Annotated in this window: 20 protein-coding genes; all 20 read left to right on the top strand. The window is 68.3% G+C overall.

Annotated elements, in window-relative coordinates; translation table 11 throughout:
• Window positions 1-87: 87 nt before the first annotated feature.
• The 20 genes from RL72_RS20625 to RL72_RS05125 all read left to right on the top strand — a co-directional run bounded on the left by RL72_RS20625 (window position 88) and on the right by RL72_RS05125 (window position 21861).
• A complete protein-coding gene (locus RL72_RS20625) occupies window positions 88-414 on the top strand; it encodes a helix-turn-helix transcriptional regulator (protein WP_428838620.1) in 327 nt (108 codons plus the stop codon).
• A 484-nt stretch (window positions 415-898) separates the two neighbouring features.
• Window positions 899-1957 carry an ArdC-like ssDNA-binding domain-containing protein gene (locus RL72_RS05220; protein WP_045249758.1) on the top strand — a complete coding sequence of 353 codons (1059 nt, stop codon included), beginning with the start codon at window positions 899-901 and terminating at the stop codon, window positions 1955-1957.
• Between the two features lie 178 nt (window positions 1958-2135).
• On the top strand, window positions 2136-3044 hold the full coding sequence (locus RL72_RS05215; protein ID WP_045249757.1) for a bifunctional DNA primase/polymerase: 909 nt from the start codon (window positions 2136-2138) through the stop codon (window positions 3042-3044).
• The gene (locus RL72_RS05210) at window positions 3041-3799 is read left to right on the top strand and encodes a DUF2637 domain-containing protein (protein WP_052674200.1); all 759 of its coding nucleotides are present in this window, start codon (window positions 3041-3043) and stop codon (window positions 3797-3799) included. The genes RL72_RS05215 and RL72_RS05210 overlap by 4 nt, the downstream gene beginning before the upstream one ends.
• Before the next feature lie 547 nt (window positions 3800-4346).
• Window positions 4347-5225 carry a hypothetical protein gene (locus tag RL72_RS05200; protein WP_082072089.1) on the top strand — a complete coding sequence of 293 codons (879 nt, stop codon included), beginning with the start codon at window positions 4347-4349 and terminating at the stop codon, window positions 5223-5225.
• The gene (locus tag RL72_RS05195) at window positions 5212-6327 is read left to right on the top strand and encodes a ParB N-terminal domain-containing protein (RefSeq protein ID WP_045249755.1); all 1116 of its coding nucleotides are present in this window, start codon (window positions 5212-5214) and stop codon (window positions 6325-6327) included. The genes RL72_RS05200 and RL72_RS05195 overlap by 14 nt, the downstream gene beginning before the upstream one ends.
• Before the next feature lie 115 nt (window positions 6328-6442).
• Window positions 6443-7045, top strand: coding sequence for a hypothetical protein (locus tag RL72_RS05190; protein ID WP_045249754.1), 603 nt, complete (start codon window positions 6443-6445; stop codon window positions 7043-7045).
• Window positions 7046-7058: 13 nt separating this feature from the next.
• Window positions 7059-8228, top strand: a complete 1170-nt coding sequence (locus RL72_RS05185; RefSeq protein ID WP_045249753.1) for a M23 family metallopeptidase — start codon at window positions 7059-7061, stop codon at window positions 8226-8228.
• Window positions 8225-8491: a DUF6112 family protein gene (locus tag RL72_RS05180; protein ID WP_045249752.1), complete on the top strand. Its 267-nt coding sequence runs from the start codon at window positions 8225-8227 to the stop codon at window positions 8489-8491. Before RL72_RS05185 ends, RL72_RS05180 begins: the two co-directional genes overlap by 4 nt.
• A gap of 90 nt (window positions 8492-8581) precedes the next feature.
• Window positions 8582-8854: a DUF6112 family protein gene (locus RL72_RS05175; protein WP_045249751.1), complete on the top strand. Its 273-nt coding sequence runs from the start codon at window positions 8582-8584 to the stop codon at window positions 8852-8854.
• 18 nt (window positions 8855-8872) lie between these two features.
• Window positions 8873-10198 (top strand): TrbL/VirB6 family protein, encoded by a 1326-nt coding sequence (locus RL72_RS05170; RefSeq protein ID WP_045249750.1) that lies wholly within the window; start codon window positions 8873-8875, stop codon window positions 10196-10198.
• A gap of 3 nt (window positions 10199-10201) precedes the next feature.
• Window positions 10202-11668, top strand: a complete 1467-nt coding sequence (locus RL72_RS05165) for an SCO6880 family protein (protein WP_045249749.1) — start codon at window positions 10202-10204, stop codon at window positions 11666-11668.
• 63 nt (window positions 11669-11731) lie between these two features.
• Window positions 11732-12544 (top strand): hypothetical protein, encoded by an 813-nt coding sequence (locus tag RL72_RS05160; protein ID WP_045249748.1) that lies wholly within the window; start codon window positions 11732-11734, stop codon window positions 12542-12544.
• Window positions 12541-14034, top strand: coding sequence for an ATP-binding protein (locus tag RL72_RS05155; protein ID WP_045249747.1), 1494 nt, complete (start codon window positions 12541-12543; stop codon window positions 14032-14034). The genes RL72_RS05160 and RL72_RS05155 overlap by 4 nt, the downstream gene beginning before the upstream one ends.
• A 35-nt stretch (window positions 14035-14069) precedes the next feature.
• Entirely contained in the window at window positions 14070-15068 is a 999-nt protein-coding gene (locus RL72_RS05150) for a zinc-ribbon domain-containing protein (protein WP_156156707.1), read from the top strand.
• Window positions 15069-15618: 550 nt separating this feature from the next.
• The gene (locus RL72_RS05145; RefSeq protein ID WP_248700385.1) at window positions 15619-17805 is read left to right on the top strand and encodes an LPXTG cell wall anchor domain-containing protein; all 2187 of its coding nucleotides are present in this window, start codon (window positions 15619-15621) and stop codon (window positions 17803-17805) included.
• Between the two features lie 131 nt (window positions 17806-17936).
• On the top strand, window positions 17937-18938 hold the full coding sequence (locus RL72_RS05140; protein WP_045249745.1) for a DNA processing protein DprA: 1002 nt from the start codon (window positions 17937-17939) through the stop codon (window positions 18936-18938).
• 71 nt (window positions 18939-19009) lie between these two features.
• Entirely contained in the window at window positions 19010-19573 is a 564-nt protein-coding gene (locus tag RL72_RS05135) for a hypothetical protein (protein ID WP_052674198.1), read from the top strand.
• Complete coding sequence (locus RL72_RS05130; protein WP_045249744.1) at window positions 19570-21375, top strand: TraM recognition domain-containing protein; 1806 nt, start codon at window positions 19570-19572, stop codon at window positions 21373-21375. The genes RL72_RS05135 and RL72_RS05130 overlap by 4 nt, the downstream gene beginning before the upstream one ends.
• A gap of 36 nt (window positions 21376-21411) precedes the next feature.
• A complete protein-coding gene (locus RL72_RS05125) occupies window positions 21412-21861 on the top strand; it encodes a single-stranded DNA-binding protein (protein ID WP_045249743.1) in 450 nt (149 codons plus the stop codon).
• The last annotated feature ends 70 nt before the right edge of the window (window positions 21862-21931 follow it).

Below are 21931 nucleotides of genomic sequence, written 5' to 3'. Positions count from 1 at the left end.
CCGCCTCCCTTCCCGGTCTCCGGGCGGCTCACAGACCCCGCTCTCGTCGGCCAGATCGGGCTCGCAACGCGGCTCCTTCGCGAACAGATGCACGAGACCTGGACCATCGAGAGGATGGCCCGCGAGCTGTCACTGTCACGGACGCACCTCACTCGACTCTTCACACGCCATACAGGCGTTCCTCCAATGCGGTACCTGACCGAAACCCGCCTGACGGAGTTCACGCGACTTATCGAGGAAACCGACTTCACGATCGAGCGCGCCGCGAGAACGGTGGGATGGTCGGATCCACGCGTAGCATCAGCTTGGTTCTATCGCCGGTATAGCTGCACACCATCGCAGTTCCGTCTGAATCCGCAACCGCATCAAGGCGATGAGGATCCTGTGCCGGGGTGGAAGGCCAATGGGCGGTGACTCGTTAGCTGGCCCATGATTCTCGTTGTTCAGTCCTGACTGCACTGATTTGGCTCGGCCGTCGGATACCCGACAGGTAGACCAAATCCGACGCGTCGGCTTGCACCGTCGGTGCTGATGTCCACTGGCTCGCACCTCTCCGTGTCGCCTCTGTGATCAAGCCGGCGCATCCAACGAGACATCGGCTTCTGCCGCTGGCCTCGCAGGGAGGAGGTCAATTGTGGCAGCGACGAAAGGTAGGCGGGCCGCGCCGGGCGCGAGGCTCTACGAGGCTCATAGGCAGCTGATGGCCGCCATCGAACAACTCGTCACGGGTGGAACACTCGCCCACCCAGATGCGCCGCGCCGCGCTCGACCTCGACTTCCTGGTCCCCGCCTGCACCTCGCACGCCCGGGGAAACACCAACTGAGTGCCCGTCGTGCGCACCTACCCGACACAGCTCTGATGCCGCGCCGCGCGGCAATACCAGCCCAGGGAGGGCCCATGCGCGCAGACACCACGTTCCCGCAGCAGGCCGCTGAACGTCAAGCCAAGCTCGACACACTCCACGAGAAGCTGACCTCTGCGGTGGAATCGCTCGTCACCGGTGAGGACTGGCGGCGCGCAATCGAGTTCGCCGCGCGGTTCCGGTCCCGCTCGTTCAACAACACCCTGCTGATCTGGACCCAGCACCAGGCCGCGTTCGAACACGGCCGCGTCCCAACCCCACTCCCATCCCATGTCGCCGGATACCGGCAATGGCAGTCCCAGGGCCGGCAAGTCGACAAGGGTCAAGCCGGGTACCTGATTTTCGCGCCCGTCACAGGCCGGTTCGCGTCCTCGACACCGAAAGACCCCGCATCGTGGCGGCGGCTCGGTCCTGCTGAGAAACCCGCCGCCGGCGAGACAGTGCGTTCCAGAATGGTTGGTGCGAAACCTGCCTACGTCTGGGACGTGACACAGACCACCGGTGACCCGATCCCCGAGCTCCCCGTCCCACGCCTACTCACCGGGCAGGCACCCGCGGGGCTCTGGGATGGGCTCGCACGGATCGTCGCGGACCGCGGCTACACCCTCCATGATGCACCCGACGCGGAGTATCTCGATGGCGCGAACGGGGTCACGCACTGGCTACGGAAAACCGTCCATGTCCGCACCGACATGGACGATGCCGCTCGCACCCGCACTCTCGCGCACGAAGTCGGACATCTTCTGCTCCATAACCGTGACGACGTTGACGCTGTGGTGCACCGTGGCATCGCGGAAGTCGAGGCCGAGTCCGTCGCCCTGATGATCGCTGCCGCGCATGGCATGGACACCGACCAGTACACAATCCCCTACGTCGCGACCTGGGCATCGAGAGTCCCCGGCCAGAGCGCCGTCGAGACCATCCAAGCCACCGCGGCTAGGGTCCGCACCGCCGCTTTGACACTCCTTGACCAACTCGACACAACCCAGATCGACGATGGTGCACTGCCTTCCCTCACCAAACCCCTCGCCCGCACGACCGCGAGCGAACCCGTGGCAGAAAGGCCACGTCGACGCGAAGGGCGTTCGCTATGAACCGACCAGTGAAAGGCAGGCAAGATCCCGCTCACATGAGGCGGCACAGTCCACACCGAAGCGAGGTCGCATACGCGTCCGATCGAAAGGTCGGGGAGCGAGCTGCGAAGCGCCGTCTGCCAGTTCGCGTGAACGGGCTCCGTTCAGCGCGGCCGCAGATAGCACTGCGGGGGCTGTGATGATTGCCGAGCGGCTTCTCACCGCGGTGGCGGCCCTGGCGTTGCCGGACGCTGCTCAGCATTTCGCCACCGCCGGGGTGCCGGTATTCCCCCTGGTGCCTGGAAAGAAGCATCCTCTCGTCGCGCACGGCTTCAAGGACGCCAGCATCGACCCGACGCAGGTTGCGGCGTGGTGGGAGCGATGGCCGGAAGCGAACATCGGCATCCCGACCGGCCCCGCGTCCGGATTCGAGGTCGTGGACGTCGACGTGAAGGGCGACGCACCTCGCGGTCCGGAGTCCTGGCAGCGCGCCACTCACGCTGGCCTGCTCGATGGGTGGGCGGCGCTCGTGGTCACTCCTTCCGGTGGTCTGCACGCCTATTACCCGGCCGCCGAGGTCGAGCAGCGGTGCTGGGCTTCGGGTGCCGCGCAACTCGACTTCCGCGGTACTGCCGGTTACATCGTTGCCCCGCCGTCCCGGATCATGATCGGCGGAGAGCCCGTGGCGTATGAGCTTCTCGAACTATCCGCAGGCCAGCCCTTTCCGGTGGATGCTAAGGCGTTGCGGGAATTCCTGGATCCGCGCCCGGTGCGGGCATCGTGGCCAACTGCCCCGTTCCGGGGCACGCTCGAAGAGCGCACACGGCGGATCGCCACCTGGTTGGAAGGGCAGGGCGAAGGCCAACGAAACCAGGGCCTGTATTGGGCGTCCTGCCGTCTCGCCGAGAACGAGGTCTCGCTGCACGCGGCACTTGAGGCGCTCGGCCCGGTCGCAGAGAGGATCGGCCTTCCACCACGAGAGATCGAGCGAACAATCCGCTCCGCCTACCGCTCCCCCGGCGCCGCCCCCACGCCGGGAGATTCAACGCAGAACCCGTCCGCCGGAATGCGACACGAGGCGACCGGGAAGGGCCGGATGCTCACATGAACGGCGCGCGGTCGGTCCAAGGTGGCCGGGGCGCCGTGACGACGGCGATCGCCGGGACAGTGCTGATCGCGGCGGGCGCGTTCTGGCTGTCGTTCACGGCGCTCACAGATCTCGCACGCCGATCGGGGATCGCTGCGGGGCAAGCGTGGGCGTGGCCCTTGATCGTGGACGGCATCATCGTTGTCGCAACCGTCGCCGTGGTCGCGCTCGCCGGCACACGACTCACCTGGTACCCGTGGATGCTCCTCATCGTCGGCGCAGGTCTGTCCGTGACGGCGAACTCGGTCCACGCGATGGTTACAGCCGACGCCGATGTACCCGCACTCCTGGCCGCCACGGTCGCGGCAGTCCCTCCCCTGGTACTGCTCGCCATCACCCACCTCACCGTCGTCCTGACCCGCCACCACGCCGACACATCCTCCCCCGCCACGGCGGGTGACGATCGGGACCAACCGCACACCGAAGCACCGCCAGTCTCTGCGCAGCCTGAGCCACCTGCAGCATCACTCGACACTGGCGTTCCTGTCCGCGACGAGGTCGTCGCCCCGATTCGCACGTTAAGTTCCGCGCAAGAAGAGGCCGCGGCACTGCGAGCGGAGGGCTGGTCGAACAAGAGCATCGCCCGCCACCTCGGCGTGCACCCCTCGACCATCGGCCGCTGGTTCACGAACCAGACCATACGCGAGCCGGAACCCACGATGACACACGCGCCAAACCGAGACCTCGAGAATGGGAGACCCACAAATGGACGCTGAGCATGAGGATGCCTCTGAGGGCCGGGGCGGGCCGTGGTCGCGGTTGCACCCAGCGCTCGCCACGGCGATGGACGCTGGACGCGCCGAAACAATCGAACTACACGAGCCAAGCACGGCCGTCGACCTGGAGCGGTCGATGCTCGCCGTCCAGAGCGACCCGACCGTCACTGCGGATCCCGCTGAGTTCGCGGCTGACGCGGTTGCGGAGGCACGTCGGCGGACGCAGGTGCGGTGGGCGCGGCCGACGGATCTCGCGATGCAGGCCGGTGCTCGAGCGACCGGATGGGGACTCGATCTGCGCGCCGAACTCGGGCAACGACTCCAAGACGCCACACGCGACAGTCAGCGCCTCCATAGGCGAGGAGACCGGAAGCGGTGGCACCTGGATCTGTCAGTCTCGGGGCGGCACCGGCAGTCACGTCAGGAGCCGGCGCGTTTGGGGATGGACCTGAGGTGATCCGTTGTGAGCGCAACCACTCCCCTCGCACGGGAACTGCCCGCCCCTGGGAGCCTCCTGTGCACCTTCCCTGTAGGAGGTGCCATCACCATGACGAAGACCAACACCAGAATCCCCGACCAGAAGTCCCAGACATCCGGGGCCCGGCGGGGGTTCGAGCATTCCGAAGGCCTGCGGACACCGCTGATCCGACTGCACGAGGAAGGCCGCTGGGCGTGGCGGCACGACCCCGAAGTCGCCGCGCTCATGCGCCACGCTGCTAGGAAGTATGCGGCGCTCGCACGCCGACACGGATTGGATCCGTGGGAGGCCGCGGCGGCGGCGTTCGATGCGATGCGCACCGGCTCCGTCCGCCGCGCCGAGGACCCATGGGCGGTCATCACCCGGGCCGTGCAGGTCACCTGCATCGCCGAAGAACGCGCCAACGGGCTGCTCTGCTCCGTCCACCAAGCACGACGCCCGAAGTATTCGGCACATCACGATGCGGAACGCTTCTCCGACCGGGAGACCCCACTCACCGACTACCACCCCGCATTCCGCACCATTGCCGCATCCGCCGTTGACGGAGACGAGGAGAACGAGACAGTCAGTCGGGTCGAGGCCGCGGTCTCGGAATGTGTGACCTTGTTCCGATGCCTCGGGTGGCCCTTGGAGATGGCGCGGTCCGGCATCGAGTACATCGTGGCACGCCTGGCGGAGTCTTCGTCGCGGATGTCGGCGTTCGAGTCGCTGCGGCGCGACTATCACGCTCGCGCGTTCCTCGATCTGCCACCCGCGTCGTGGCTGACGATGCTGCGGGTCGTGCTGGGGAGCCCGGACCCGAACCTCGCCCACACGCGCGCATCCCGCGGGATCCTGCACCGGCTCGTGAGCGGCGAACCCCTCGAAGCGCTGCTGCTCGACGCAGGGCTGGTAGCCGAGGTGTTGCGGGCGGTGCCAGCGGGTGGTGAGTATCGTGGCTGCCAGTAGTCCCGGACACATCGAGCTGGAACGGTCCCTCGATTCCATCCAGATCGGCAAGCGACATCGCACCGATCTCGGCGACCTGGACTCGCTGATGGAGTCCATCGAGCGTGAGGGTTTGTTGCAGCCAATCACGGTCACTCCGGACGGGGTATTGGTGTGCGGGCGACGCCGGTTGGAGGCTCTGCGTCGACTCGGCCGGCGCACGACGAACGTGTGGGTGCGGTCGGGGATCACGGACCGGCTGAGCCAACTTCTCGCGGAGCAGAACGACAACGCGCTGCACAAGCCGCTCAGTCTGATTGAGGCGGAATCGCTGTACCGAGAGTTGAAGGTTGTGGTGGCCGAGGACGCCGCCCGCCGGCAGGAGGCCTCCCGGTTCGGCAGCGCCGTGCGGGAGGGTCGGGATTCTGCGGGAGTCTCCGGTGCCGTCGATTCGACGGCACCGCGTTCGGCCGGTGAAGCCCGGGTGCAGGCGGCCCGGATGGTGACCGGGCGCGGCTCGCAGACGATGCTGGAACAGATCGGCCGGTTGAAGGATCTCGCGAACGACGATTCCCGCCCCGACCACATCCACGTCCAGGCCGCCGAAGAGCTTGCCCGGATCGAGGCGGGCGGGAAAGTGCACGGCGCGCACCTGCGCATGAACGCCGCGCTATCCCTCGACGAACTCGACCGGATCGCCGCCGACCCCGCCCAGTCCGAGCTCGTGCGGACCCAGGCCGCCGCGTCCGCTGCCCAGGTGCGCGGCGCGGGTGCGGCCGATACGAGGGCGACGGAGCTCGCGGCTCTCGCCGCGGATGCGATCGCGCGCGTCACCGCGGAGAACCGCGCCAAGACCAAGCGTTCCGCCCTAAAGCCGGCGCGCCCGGCGTTGTCGTCGGTGGTGTTGCCGCCGCGGGCGTTCGTCGCCTTGTGGGCGGACATGCAGGGCTGGACGGCTCGATACGACGCGGACAACATCGCCACGTCGCTGACCGCGGTCGAGTGGGAGCAGGCGGAGACGGTGCTGGCGGAGACGATCGCGTTCTTCACGCGCATCCGCGACGCACGCAACCAGGCCGACGCCTCACCTCAACCCGCCGCCGCTGACGTGCGGACGGCCTGACCGGCGGGAACAGTCGGCGCACCTGCCGAGTATCGATCCGCTTCGATCTCGGGAGGCCCTCATCCGTCACATCTCTGAGCCCGGCGAGAAGTCACGTCGCCTCCCCGTCGTTCTCATGGCGACGGGCGCCGTACTGCTCGTCTTCGTCGGCGTCGGCATCTACGGCCTGCTCCGCGGCCCCGACACTCCAACGCCCGCCCCATCACCCGAGAGCTCAACGCCAGTCACGCCGGACACGACGCACGCCTCTGCGCCTATCGAAGCCGAGACCGAGCCAGAGCGATTCGCACGCACGATCGCGATGCGCCTGTTCGCCTGGGACACGGCGGCCGGGCGTGATGTGGATGAGTTCAAGCAGCCGCTGATTGATGTCGCCGACCCCGAGGAGGCGCCGGGGCTCGTTGCGGATCTGCGCGGCTATTACCCGGATCGGGAGATCTGGGCGAAGCTCCGCGACGCGCACACACGGCAATGGCTCACCATCGACACCCTCACCATCCCGCCCACTTGGTCGGCCGTCACCGAGCAGGCGCGAGGCCTGATTCCGCCTGGGGCTGCCGCATTCACGATCACTGGGACCCGGCATCGGGCCGGCATCTGGGAGGGGCAGGCGGTCGCGGACGCGCATCCGGTGTCGTTCACGATCTTCATCGCCTGCCCGACAGATGGTGCTTGCCGGCTGCTACGGCTCTCGGCCGTCGACCAGCCGATGCCGTGACCGAGATGCGCTGATGGTGAAGAAGCTGCTCATCCTCGTTCTGGTGCTGTTCTGTGTTGGGCCGTCGGCCGCGGTCGTGACAGTCGCGGCGTTCGCTGGCCCGCTCGGGTTCTGCACCACCGGGTCCCTGACCGTGGCCGAGATCCCTGACGAGCTGACCACTGCGACGGCGGACGGCGTATCGGTGACGCTCGAGAAACGGCAGCTCACCCACGCGGCCACGATCATCACTACCGGGGCGAGCATTCCCGGGGTCGGGCTGGCCGGGGTCCGGGTCGCGCTCATGGCCGCCCTCACCGAGTCTCGGCTGCGGATGCTCGCCAACACGAGCACATACCCGGAGTCCGGGTCGTTTCCGAATGATGGGAACGGGTCCGATCACGACTCGCTGGGCCTGTTCCAGATGCGGCCCGCGGCCGGCTGGGGCACCGTCGCCGAACTCATGGACCCGACCTATCAGGCGCGGGCGTTCTTCGGCGGGACGGACGGCCCGAACTACCCCTCCCCGCGCGGACTGCTCGACATCCCCGGCTGGCAACAACTCGACCCCGGATCGGCCGTGCAGGCAGTCGAGGTGTCGGCGTTCCCGGACCGGTACCGGAACTGGCAGCCCGTCGCCGACGCGATCCTCGCCGCTCTCACCAAACCCGCCCCCGGCGGCAACTCAATGGACCCGGGGCCGGTGCCGGAGAGCTCGCGGATCGTGTTCCCGCTCCCCGCCGGCTCCTACACGAACACCGACAGTTTCGGGTGGCGCACCGACCCCTTCACCGGGGAGCGTGCGTTCCACTCCGGCAGCGACCTCGCCGCCCCGGCCGGCACCCCGATCTACGCGATCGCCTATGGCCGTGTGACGGTCGCGGAGTACACCGGCGGGTGGGGCGGGCTCATCGTGATCGAGCACACCGTCAACGGCGCACGGGTCGCGTCCTACTACGCCCACATGTGGGACGACGGCATCTTCGTCACGGGCGGGGAGACCGTCACCGCGGGGCAGCACATCGGCGATGTCGGCTCCTCCGGCCGCTCCACCGGCCCACACTTGCATGTCGAGATCCGCCCCGGCGGGCAAGGCCAGCCGCCGGTGAACGCCGTCGACTGGCTCACCGCACACGGGGCCCAGCCCGGCGACGGCACCAGCGCACCGGCGGGATGCCGAACCCAGGTCGGAGGCAGATCATGAACGTCTTCCCGGACTTCGGGGCGGTCGGCGCGTCCGGTGAACTCGCGAGCGTGATCGGGGCGCTGCTCACGATCATCCTCATCGCCGCCGTACTCACCCTGATCGTCTCCGCGATCTTCTGGGCGATCGCCTCCTCAACCGGGAGCCCGTACGCGGCGCAGAAAGCCCGCGTCGGGGTGTTCGTCGCGATCGGCACCGCGGCACTCGCCGGCGCCGGCATCACCTGGACGAACTTCCTCCTCACCCTCGGGGACCACATCTAACCCGACCTGCGACACCGGTCCCTGCTTCGGCGTGGTGTGTGCACCTGTCTGGTGGACGAGCCGCGTCCGCTTCCAGGCAGGAGGACAGTCGTGATCGATATCGACCCGAACAGCAACGGGCTTCCCGGGATCGCGCAACTGCGCGACATCGTCGGCGCAGTGATGACCGTCGGCCTCATCCTCTCCGTGCTCGCGCTCATCATCTCCGCGATCGTCTGGGGCTTCGGTGCCAACAGCAGCAACCCGCACCTCGCGTCCCGCGGGAAGACCGGCGTGCTGGTGTCCTGCGGTGCCGCGATCCTCTGCGGTGCGGCGGTAACGCTCATCAACTTCTTCTGGACCGTCGGCCAGGCCGTCAACTAACTGGGGCGCTGATTCAGGGTGAGTATCTGCGACGTTCCCGGCATCTCGACCGTCTGCACCGCGATCGGCGACGGCCCCGCCGGCGTGTTCTTCGGCTGGATCGCGTCCGCGATGGGCCTCGCCGTGTCAACGCTGTTCCGGGGCATGTGGGACGTGTTCTCCACCACGACCGCCGTCGATATCGCCTCCGACGGGTACGTGAAGGTGTACAACATCCTCTTCGGGATCGCCGTGTTCATCACACTGTTGTTCTTCTGCTTCCAACTCATCACCGGCCTCGCCCGCCGCGACCCGACCGTCCTCACCCGCGCCGCCCTCGGGCTCGCGAAGTCGGTGCTCGGCTCCTTCGTCCTCATCACCCTCACCGCGCTGCTCTTGGAGATCACGGACCAGCTCTGCGTCGGGATCATCCAGGCCACCGGGCAAACCATTCAAAGCATCGGTGACCGGCTCGCGCTCCTGATCGCCGCCGTCACCGTCACCACGGTGGCCGGCGGGGCGGGGGCGTTGCTGACGATCTTCCTCGCGGGCCTCATGATCGCCGCGATCTTCATCCTCTGGTTCTCTCTCCTCATCCGCAAAGCCCTCCTCCTTGTCGCGATCGTGTTCGGGCCGATCGCGCTCGCCGGTCTCACCTGGGAATCGGCGCGCGGCTGGTTCGGGAAATGGGCGACCTTCGTAGTCGCCCTGATCGCGTCGAAACTCGTCGTGGTCGTGATCTTCCTCATCGCCACCGCACAAGTCTCGGCACCGATCAGCATCGATCTGAAGTCGCTGTCGGAACCGATCGCGGGCATCGTGCTGCTGTTCATCGCCGCGTTCGCCCCCTACATGGCATACAAGTTCTTGTCGTTCGTGGGGTTCGACATGTACCAGGCGGCGTCGATGGAGCAGGAAGCGAAGAACGCCCTCAACCGTCCCATCCCGCTCCCGTCCAAGCCCAGCGGCCCGGCCCCGAAGCAGGTGCTCGACAGCCCGGAGCCCGGCTCGGGCGGCACGCCCCCGGCACCGGTACCCGCGGTACCCGCCGCGACCAAAGGGGCCGCTGGCGGTGGTGCGGGCGGGAGCGCTGCGGCGGGCGGCGGCGCCGCCGGCAGCACCGCCGCTGCGGGGCCCGCGGCCGCGGTCGTCGCGGGCGCGCTGGTGGTGAAGGAGGCTGCGACGGCTGGGCCGAAGCTCGGTGGCGCTTTCGGCAGCGCCGCGGACAGCCATGCGGACGCCGCGTCCGAACAGGGAGCCCCGCCGCCGCACGGTGCGGCGCCGGTGCTGCAGCCGCCCGCCGTGCTCCCGCCGCCATCTCGACCGTCCGGTGGCTCCGCGCCCGTCCCGCGGGTGAAGGAGTGACCGATGACCGCCACCAGTACGGGTGAGCCGTCGTTCGAACTGCGGCCGGTGCAATTCTCCCGCCTCACGCGCCGCGGCATCCTCCTCGGCCTCTCGCTCCCACAGCTCATCGTCCTCGCCACCGCGCTGATCATCATCGTGGTTGGTCTGTACACGAACGGCGGTGCCGGGCTCGCCTGGTCATCCCCAGCCTGGACGCTGCTCGTCACGATCGCCTGGGTACCTATCGGCGGCCGGAAGATCATCGAATGGGTACCCATCACCCTCCGGTGGATGCTCCGCACCCGGGCGAAGCAAACCACGTACCGGCGGAGGGTCGTGAAGCCGCGCCCCGCCGGCACCCTCGCCCTCCCCGGGGATCTCGCAGCTTTGCGGGAGTGGGAGGACCCGGAGACGGGGGCGACGATGATCCATGACCCGCACGCGCAGACCCTCACCGCGATCTGCGGGGTATCGCACCCCGCGTTCGTGCTCCTCGACCCGGGCGAGCAGCAGCGCCGCGTCACCGGCTGGGGCAGAGTCCTCGCCGCCGCCTGCCGCTCCGGCAGGATCGCACGCATCCAAGTACAAGAACGCACCCTCCCCGACTCCGGCAGCGGACTTGCGGAATGGTGGCGCGAGCACGGCCGCGACGACGATTCCTGGGCTGCGACCACCTACCGGGAGCTCATCGAACGCGCCGGCCCCGCCGGGGAACGGCACGCGACCACGATCTCCCTCGCCCTCGACATGCGCGCCGCCGTCCGGCAGATCCACTCCGCCGGCGGCGGGATGAAAGGCGCGGCAGCGGTGCTCAGGCAGGAGATGCAGTGGTTCCAGACCGCTCTGCGCTCCGCCGAACTGCACCTGACCGGCTGGCTCACCCCCGGGGATGTCGCGCTGATCCTCCGCACCGCCTACGACCCCGCCGCAGGCCCCGCACTCGAACGCCACGGGGACCTCGGCCGCGACCTCGCCACGGCTGGCCCGGTCGCCGTCACCGAGACCTGGGACCGGCTCCGCTCGGACAGTGCGCATCACGCGGTGCTGTGGATCAGCGAATGGCCAAGGGCACAGACGCTCCCAGGGTTTCTCGCCCCGGTGATCCTCACCGGCGGAGTGCTGCGTTCGTTGTCGTTGCACTATCTGCCGGTGCGGGCGGATCAGGCCGCACGGGATCTGCGGAAGAAGAAGACCGAGATGATCGCCGACGCCGCCCAACGCCGCAAGATCGGCCAAGTCGAAGACACCCAAGCGACCGCCGAATACCAGGACGTGCTGCAGCAGGAATCCGAACTCACCGCCGGCCACGGCGTACTCCGCGTCGTCGGCCTCGTCTCGATCTCCGCCCCCACCATCGGCGAACTGGACGCGGCCGTGTCCCAGGTGGAGCAGGCCGCGATCCAAGCCTCCTGCGAAACCCGCCGCCTCGTCGGCCAACAAGCACAAGCATTCACCGCCGCCGCACTGCCCCTCTGCCGCACCATCTGAGCTCGGCGACCGCGGGTGCACCTGGCTCGTACCCCGTAGTCCTGATCGTGAAGGAGCCCTGTCATGCCGACCTTCGATGATGCCCCCGCTGATGCCGCCGAGATGTCGGAGGCTATGCGCGGACTCGCACACGCCACCCGTCGCGTCGACCGGCCCGAGCAGGTGTACCCGGTGCTCGGTGATCTGCTCGGCTCCGTGCGGTCTCTCGAACAGATCCTCGGCCAGCTCGCGACCGCGCACGACACCCTCAGCGACCGGGCGACCGACGACGCCGGGGACGGGCCCTCCGGACGCAGCGATGCCACCGCCACCGCAACCGAACTCCGCGCCGCAGCAGCGCTGATCAGTCAGGCTGAACGCCGCCTCGATGCGGGCATGGGTGCGGCCGGACGCATCGCCTGGCACCCCGAACCCGTACCGGGCGTGCGGCGGGAGTTCATCAACGTCGTGTTCCTGCAAGGTGAGGAAGCCGACCAGATCATCGACATCATCACTCTCCACGGTGCTGATCAGGCAATCGAGCAGCTGGCGGGGTACGACTTCGGAGACGAGACTGTGGAGGCCGCGCTCGAGAACGGGTACGTCTACGACCAGCCGCCTGTCGGACAGCTCGACAAGACCGCAACCCGAGACGCGTACACGCTCGTCTACAACCCGTTCGTGGGCCACGTCGGCCTCTACCGGCAACGCGACGCCCTACCCGATCCTGTGCTCATCGGCCTCGAAGACCCGCCCCGGCACGCCGCCCCCAGCACGACAACGGAGCCGGCGGCAACTCAGGGTGCGGAGCGCTCCCGGCGGGAACGACTCGACACCCCGGCAGTGAACCGACCATCCATCGGGAATCACTCCGCCTGGCGCGGTCTCGGCCGATGACCAGCGACCAGGAAGACGCCGAGACGGGCGAACTGCACACCTCGGTGCTCGTCGGCCCGCAGGGCGAACCCCGCAAGCAGCGGCGAGCCCGTGAGCAGGCCGCCGCACGCATCCGCACCGAGGCCCGCACCACAGCGCGGCGAGCGGCGAAGGCAGCGTCTGACGCGGAAAGGGAAGCGCGGCGCGGCACCGACTATCTCCCTCGTGCCGGTGAGGACGGCGCGGCAGCGTTGCGGACACCCGGACGGCTCCGGCTATCCCGGCATCAGGACACCAGTGCGACGCTCTCGGGGCACTATCCGTTCCTCGCCGAAGGCGGCCTCGGCTCCGCCGGCACGTTCATCGGCCAGGACCTCTATTCCGGCGGCTCGTTCGTGTACGACCCGTGGGAGCTGTACCGGCAGGGGGTCATCACCGCCCCGAACCTCATCCTCGCTGGAATCGTCGGTTCCGGGAAGTCCTCCCTCGCGAAAGCGCTCTACACGCGGGCGCTGCCGTTCGGGCGGCGCGTCTACGTGCCCGGTGATCCGAAAGGCGAACACACCGCGGTCGCCCACGCCGTCGGCGGACGCGCGATCGTCCTCGGCCCCTCACTCCCGACCCGGCTCAACCCGCTCGACGAGGGCTACCGTGCCGCACACGTCCCCGACGCGGACTGGGCAGCACAAGTCGCCGCGCGGCGGCGCGATCTCATCGGCGCACTCACCGAAACCGTGCTCGACCGCCGACTCACCCCAGTCGAGCACACCGCGATCGACCTCGCCCTCGCCGACGCCGTCCGATCCTCCGAAGTGCCCATCCTGCCGATGGTCGTCGACCGCATCCTCTCCCCCTCCACCGCAGATGATTCCGACGGGCGGCTCACCGAAGACGGCCGCATGGTCGGGCACGCGCTACGCCGCCTCGTCGCCGGCGACCTCTCCGGCCTCTTCGACGGCCCCTCCACCGAGAAGTTCGACCCCACCCTCCCAATGCTCTCCCTCGACCTGTCCCGCGTCGCGGAGAACTCTGCGCTACTCGCGGTGCTGATGACCTGCTCGGCAGCCTGGATGGAAGCCGCCCTCCAAGACCCCTCCGGCGGGCAACGGTTCGTGATCTACGACGAAGCCTGGCGACTCATGTCCCACCCCGCGCTCCTCGCCCGAATGGACGCGCAATGGAGACTCGCCCGCCACTACGGACTCGCGAACCTCCTCATCTTCCACAAACTCACCGACCTCGAAAACGTCGGCGACCAGGGCTCACGCATGCGCGCCCTCGCATCCTCGCTCCTCGCGAACGCGGAAACGCGAATCGTGTACCGGCAAGAGTCCGACCAACTCGGCGTCACCGCACAAACCCTCGGCCTCACCGGCACCGAACGCTCACTCCTGCCCGGCCTCGGAATCGGCCAAGGGCTGTGGAAGATCAAGGACCGCAGCTTCGTCGTGCAACACCAGCTCCACCCCGCCGAACTTGAACTGTTCGACACTCGGGCTCGGATGCTCTAGAAAGTAACGTCGGTGACTTATGCCATCCTGATGCCGTGATCGAACGGCCCATTGACTTCACGCGACCGCGCCGGATGAAGTGTGGCGCGTGTACCCACGAATGGGACGCGACTGTCGACTGGCTGGACCGCTTCGACCAAGGCAAAGAGGGCTGCCCAGCATGCGGCACGGACTGCCGAGGCGAGGACCGTCCCGATTTCACCGCCGCTCCCGATGATCAGGCACACGACGAGGCCGCAACTCGCGACTTGACCTGGTATCACTCATCGACGCACGCAGTATGGCCCGATCGTGACTTCGACGCCGCCTCTGATCTGACGGAAGAGACCAGGCACCGCATGGAATCGATGGGTTCTCGCCCAGGGGCCGTTGAACGATGGGCCGCACGCCAGAAGTCGAAGGCCCTGCATGTCGGCACGTACGAGGCCGCCATCGAGAACATGTTCCGCCGCATCGACGACGAAGACGGATCAGCGGATCAGTTCTTTCTACACCGGGTGCGGCTCCGCCAGGACTGCATGATCGAGCCGGGTGTGCATCCTGAGCCCACCGATTTCGTTGGCAACGCCTACCTCGCCGAGGTGTGCGAACCAGGCGTGAACGTACTCCGCTACGTGAACGTCCACGAGGACGCCTCGCGAATATCCCTCGCCCTCGACATCAACGCGATCGATGCCGTACAGAGCATCCCGATTCCGCTCCACATCGCCCGAGACGAAGCATGGATCATCGACGCGACGAAACGCCTGAACCATGCGAACCTGCGACCACCCGAGCCCATGGCTTCCAGGCCCCAACGGTTCCGGCCGCGGACGATTCCCGCGTTGATATCCGAAGGGCGCCAGCTCGTCACGGAAGTTGGAGCAGAACTGCCGGTGAACTTGCGAGATCGGCTCGATCTGGAGATCGACGCAGAGAGCTTCACGTCCGATCCCCACGCCTTCGCAGCACGACTGCTGGGCATTGTGCGGCTCGTGCTGGATCCTGAGCCGGTCCTGGCCGTTCTCGACGCTCAAGACTGGCGCACCGTGTAGCGCACTCGCGCGAACCGGTGGGTGCACCTGACTGGTGCCGTCGTCGCTCTGGCGATGGTCTCCATTCCTCGTCAGGAAGGCCATGCGAATGTCCAGCACCTCTCTCGTTCCACCAGATACGTCGCCGCCCCCGGCCCGCGCCACGGCCCGAGTGGCGGCAGCCGCCACAGCGCTGCTTCTGCTGCTCTGCAGTTTGTTGTTCCCGTCTTCAGCTCAGGCTGCGGATCATGGTCCCGGGTTCGGTGAGGGGCTGACGTTCATCGGCGCGTATGTTTCGCACAGCCGGCAGGCGTACTGCATGGATCTCGACGCAACTCCGCCCGGTGAGGGCACACAGGCACCCACGCTCACGACAGCTTTGGACGGGCTTACTCGACAGCAGTTGGCGGAACTGAACTATGTGATGGGGCGTTGGGGCGATTCCGCGGATCCAACGATCACCGCGGCAGTGCAGCTGTACGTGTGGTGGGTCGCGGACGCACCGACCTTTGCGAGTCGGGGCGGTGATCCTCACTTCTTCGGTCTGATCCCGGACGGGTCCCGTGACCAGGTGACCGCGAATCTCGCGATGATGCGCGAGGCGGCCCCTCGCGACGCGGTCATCGATCCGTCGATCAACATCAGCGTGGCAATGGTGGAGCAGTATCGAGGGACGGTGACGGTGCAGGGTGCGCCGGCGTCGTTGACGGGGAAGGTGACGCTGACGGGCGGGACCTTCGAGGACGGAACGACGCAGAAGATCCTCGGCGCTGGGGACTATCCGGTGATCGGGACTCCCCCGCCTGGCGCCCCCGAGTACCGCATCGGTGCGTCGATCACGACGGACGCTGTCGGGTACGGGGCCGGAGTGGATCTGTTCTACACGCCAGGCGCGCAACGCATCCTTGGAACCGCAACGTTCGCCCCGCTGACCGCAACCGCCGAGTCTCCGGCGATCCCGCTGGACTTCCAGCCGGTCATCGAAACGCAGGTGTCGTCGAAGTTCGTGCAGGCCGGCACCCCGTTCACCGACCAGCTCACGGTCACGGTCACAAAGCACTCATGGATCACGGTGAACGGCAGCCCGGTGCCGGTGCTCGCCGAGGGCACCCTGTACGGTCCGTTCGACGCGCAGCCGGCCGAAGCGAACGCACCCCCGGGAGGTGCTCCCGTGCTCGGTACCGAGTCGCTGACGCTCACGCATCCCGGCGCCTACGTGTCGCCGGGGACGCTCGTGGCACCGTCGTCGGGGTTCTACACGTGGGTGTGGAGCATCGACAAGCAGAAGCAGGGCGAGAACGTGAAGTACCTCACCGATTCGTTCACCGACCGATTCGGACATGTCGCGGAAACGTCGGTGGCGCCGTTCCAGCCGGAGGCGGTGTCGAAGGCGAACGAGCGTCTCGTGAAGCCTGGCGATGCCGTGACGGACACGATCACGGTGTCCTCGACGAACGGGGCGTGGCTGAAGCAGAACGGGGCCCCGATCCCGGTCATCTTCGAGGGCACCGCCTACCAGGTGCCCGGCACCCTCCCGCCCGTCCAGGGCGGGGAGATCCCCGAAGACGCGGCGCCGGTGGGCTCGGTGCAGGTCGTCACGGAAGGCCCCGGCACTTACACGTCGCCCGCGGTGACGCTGCCGGATGCGGGGTTCGTGACCTGGGTGTGGGAGGTCAGGAAGAGCTCGCAGCCGGAATGGGTGCGCCCGTTCCTCGCCGCCGACTGGCGCGACGACTACGGCATCAACGTCGAAACCCACAGCGTGCGGTGGCCGATCTCGATCACGTCGGAAGTGCGCGAGTACAACGTGCACAAGAGCGGGCGGGCGTTCGACCGCATCACCGTCACCGGGTTCCCCGACAACCATCCCGACTTCACCGGCGACGGCTACTGGGGTCCGGACGCGAAGGAGTTGACGCACACCGTCTACGGCCCCTTCGCCACCGATACGGAGCTGACGTCGGATCTGCCCCTCGAGGATGCTCCGGTGCTGACGACGGTCACGACGCCCGCGAAGAACGGGGTCTACGACATCGGCTACACCGATGAGGATGCGATCCGGCCTGCGAAGCCCGGCTACTACGTGATCGTCACCTCGTTCGAGGGCGATGATCGGGTGCACCCGTTCGTGAGCTCGCCGACGGATATCTGGGAACGCTTCTTCGTCCCCGGCCCGGAGCAGCCGGTGTCGGTGGTGACGCAGGCACAGGAATCCGCGTTCGTAGGCGACCCGTTCTCGGACACCGCGCTCGTGCAGGGCACGGACATCCCGAAGGGCGCATACCTGATGTTCCGCGCCTACGGCCTCCAGCCGCCCGCCGACGCCCCGGTGTGCGAGGTGCCGTTCTTCGCCTCGGCGAAGGTCCCGGTCACGCAGGCCGGCCACTACCGCTCCGGCGAGACGACGGTGAAGAAGCCGGGGAACGTGTACTGGGTCGAGACCCTGTACGACCAGGACGGGAAGGTGATCGCGGCCGGGAAGTGCGGTGCGCCAGGTGAGACGACCGTCGTGGCCGAGCGCCCACCGGGAACCCCGCCGACGCCCCCGGTTCCGCAGCCTCCATTGCCGAAGCCGCCGACGTCCCTGGCGGAGACGGGTAGCGACGGGTGGATGAGCTTCGTCTGGGGCGGGATCGCGGCAGCGCTCCTCGCGACCGGCGGAACGCTCTGGTTCGGGCGCAAGCTCGCGCTCTACCGGGAGCGCAACGGCTACGTCAGGGAGGAGGACACCGGTATCGATGACCTGATGAACGAGTAAGCGCACCCCCAATACGACGGGCGGAACCGCGCAGCCCCTTCCCCCGGAGGGCCGGCCCGGTTCCGCCCGTTCTCGTATGCCCGCCCGGCGCACCTGCCCCCTGAGAAACAGTTTCAGGGAGGGCAGAGGTCATGCAGGACAGCGACGATGCACGCGCGCGGATGGAGATCGCCGCGCTCACCGAACCCTGGCATACCGTCACCGGTCAACTGCTCCGGATCATCGGCCCCGCCGAGACCCTCGCGCTGCTCCGGAACCCGCGCATTCCGCTTCCCGCCCAGGTCGACCCGGTGCTGGGGACTCAGTGGCGAGAGGCGACCGCGGCTCGGCTGTTCGATGGTCTCGCCGACCAGGTGGCCCGCCTCACCGACCAGCATCAGCTCCGCGTCCTCACGCCCGGCCGGGCGGGGTGGCCGGCGTCGTTCGCGGATCTCGGTGACCGGGCCCCGGTGATGCTGTGGGCGAAGGGGAATCCCGAGCTGCTCACCTCTTCACTGTCGTCACGGGTGACGTTTACCGGGGCGCGCGCTTCTTCCTCGTATGGGGAGCACGTCACGCGGGAACTCGTGTCGGATCTCTTGCGGGGGCCGCGGATCGTCGTCGCGGGCGGCGCGTACGGGATCGATGCCGCCGCGCACCGTGCTGCCCTCGCTGCCCGCTCCGCTTCCACGATCGCCGTCCTCGCCGGCGGCCTGGATCGCCCCTACCCGTCCGGGCACGCGGAACTCTTCGGAGACATCGTCGATGCCGGCGGAATCCAGATCAGCGAGACGCCACCGGCGACGGCGCCGACCAAGTGGCGATTCATCGCCCGCGCCCGCCTCCTCGCAGCCCTCGGCGGCGCGAGCATCATCCCCGAGGCTGGATACCGGTCCGGGTCGCTGCTCGTAGCCGCCCGCGCGGCCGAGCTTGGACGCCCCGTCGGCACTATCCCCGGCCCCATCACCTCCGCCGCATCATCCGGCTGTCACCGGCTGCTGCGGGAAGGCCTCGCCGAGGTCATCACCCACGCAGGCGACATCACCGAACTCCTCGACCCCGCCCCACCATCGTTCCTCAGCCCTGCAATCCAAGAAGTCGCCCGCCGAGCCGCACCGGATGCAGGTAAGACCGCTCGCCGCGCCGCCCTCTGAACCACCCATGGCCGCACGCCCGTGACCGAGCGACGGTGCGGTGTCCCTCTGTGATCTCGAAGGAGAACAGCATGTCGAAGCGCGCCCGCGCGCAAGCCGATACGTCCGTGGTGGTGATGGTGCGGATGGTCGTCCAGGATGACGGCACCTTGCACGTCACCGTCGATGGTGCCCCGTATCTTCCAGCGGAGTTCGCGCCACCGTGGCGACGCGCTTCCTACCCGCACATCGTCGATGCAATCAGCGATGGGCGGCCCGGGCAGACGCTCCGCCTCGACGTGATCGAAACCGACGGCAGGGTCATCACCGACTACCGCGTCCCACCCAAGCCGCGACGTACGGCCGCGCCACCAGCGCCGACTCCCGTGCCGGCGCAGCAACACGTCAATCAGACCGTCGAGGCCGCACAGCGCCAGTCCGAGCCGGTGCGACCGAGACTGGCAGAGTTCACCGGGTCCGGATTCGTGCCCGGTGAGGACGTGGCCGTGGCAATCGTGATCGCACACACCGAGACCGGCCCGGACGGGATCTCCCGCACGCTGATCGATGCCCGCTACCTCGATCACGCGCCGACACGAGAGGTGATCCTGCTCGGCCGGATCTCCGGCACCATCTGCATCGGCCAACCCACATGAGCAGTCCGATCCGGCCGACCGGGACGCTCGGCGACGAACTCACCAACGCCGCCCTCGTCCTCCTCGCCGGCCTTGGCCTGATCGCTGTGCTCCTCCATGCCGCGGGGAACATCGCCGCGTTCGTCACCGGGATCCCGCAACCGGAAGCCGGCCTCGGTGCCGGCGCCGGAGTGCTGCTGCGGCCAGGTGATCCCGCTGACGCCCTCGACGCTCCCGGACTCAACCCTGTCGTGTATTGGCTGATCGCCGGGGCGCTGATCCTCGGCGCCGGGGCTGCCGCCTGGTGGGTCTGGATCCTGCTTCGCCATCACTCGCGGCGGCAGGTGATGGACCCGTACCGGATCGCCGGGATCGCGACCCGCGCCGAAGTCACGCATGCCGGTTCGCCGCGGGCGCTGCTTGCCCGGGCAGGAAACCTGCGCCCTTCCCTCGACCAGCCGGAGCCGGCGGATGTCGGGTATCGGATCGGGGCCTCCCGCGGGATCGAGGTGTGGGCGTCGGTCGAGGACTCGATCTTGCTGATCGGGCCGCCCCGCTCTGGGAAGGGCGTCCACATCGTCATCAACACGATCCTCAGCGCGCCCGGCGCGGTCATCACGACCAGCACCCGGCCTGACAATGTGACCGCGACGATCCGTGCCCGTCAGAAGGTTGGCCCGGTCGCGGTGTTCGACCCGCAGCACCTGGCCGATGGCATCCCGGCGGGGCTGCGCTGGTCGCCTGTCCGCGGCTGCGCGGACCCGCTGACTGCGATGATCCGCGCGTCGGGGTTGGCTTCTGCGACCGGGCTCGGGAAAGGCGGCGTTGAAGGCGGTGACTTCTGGGAAGCGAAGACCCGCGTCGCCCTCCAATGCCTGCTCCACGCCGCCGCCCTCGACCATCGACAGCCAGCCGACCTGTTCCGGTGGACGCTCGACCCCGCCGCCGCCGGCGATGCCGTCTCGATCCTCGCCGCGCACCCGATGGCGGCCGGCGGCTGGGCAGAAGCGCTGCAGGCGATGATCGACGCCGACCCGCGAACCCGGGACTCGATCTGGCAAGGCGTCTCCCTCGCACTCGCTGCCCTCGCGGACCCGCGCGTGCTCAACGCCGTGACACCCGCCCCGGACGAGGTGTTCGACCCTGAGGTGTTTCTGGAACAGCGCGGCACGCTGTATCTCCTCGCGACCGCCGCAGGTGCGAACAACAGTGCACCCCTGGTGGCGGCACTCATCGAAGACGTGGTGGAAGCCGCACGCCGGCTCGCGGCACGCAGTCCGGGCGCCCGGCTCGACCCGCCGCTGCTGCTCGCGCTCGACGAGGTCGCGAACCTGTCCCCGCTACCCTCGTTGCCGACGCTCATGGCCGAAGGCGGCGGGACCGGGATCACGACCATGCCCGTCCTGCAATCCCTCGCCCAAGCCCGGGAGCGGTGGTCCGAGAACGCGGCGCACGCGATCTGGGATGCCGCGATCGTGAAGATCGTCCTCGGCGGCGCCTCCAACAGCCGCGACCTCCAAGACCTCTCAACCCTCATCGGGGAACGCGACGAAATCACCGACTCCACGACCGTCGGCGACCACGGCTCCCGTTCCGCGCAACGCTCCATCCGCCGGGTCCCGATCATGCCGCCCGACACGATCCGCCGGCTCCCGTTCGGCACCGGACTCGTGCTCCTCCGCGCGGCACCCCCGATCGTCACACGGTTGCGTCGCTGGACCGAGCGCACGGACAGTGCGCAGCTCGTCGCTGACCGTGCCGAGGTCGAAGCGCAGTTGCATTACCGCGGGTTCGCGGGCGACGGCGGCGCACCTACGGAGTAGAACCGCGACCGGCGCGGCGCAGGCAGGAGAAATGCGATGGACATGCGATCCAAGACCTCAGTAGCCGGGTACCTCGCCGGAACCCCGCAGTTGAAGCGGCTGCAGAACGGACTACTGCTGTTCGTGACCCAGCTCGGCCAGAAGCAATACCAGCGCCAGGACGACGGCACCTTCACGCTCACGGGCACCGCCTATGTCGGGCTCACCGTTCTGGGTACCCGAGCCGAGACCGCCTTCGAGCTGTTCACCGAGGGCGACGATGTGATCGCGCTCGGCGAGTTCCACTCCCGGACGTTCGAGCGTCGCGGAGAGAGCGTCGATCAGATCCAGTTCCGTGCCGACAAGCTTCTCTTCGATACCTCGCATCCGCGCTACACGGTAACGCGAAGCCCTCGCCCGGTCGACGCCGCGCCTACGCTGCCCGCATCGTCCCCGTCGGCGGCGGTCGAGTTTCGTGCTCCGGCCGCGATGGTGCTGGGGCGGTGACCAGCGTGAGCGAGATCCCGCCGCCTCCGACGCCCAGCGACGAGCCCGAGGCAGAGTTCGATCCCGAGAT

It is taken from the genome of Microbacterium azadirachtae (assembly GCF_000956545.1).
Lineage (GTDB): Bacteria > Actinomycetota > Actinomycetes > Actinomycetales > Microbacteriaceae > Microbacterium > Microbacterium azadirachtae.
This window is presented reverse-complemented; position numbering and strand designations above follow the sequence as displayed.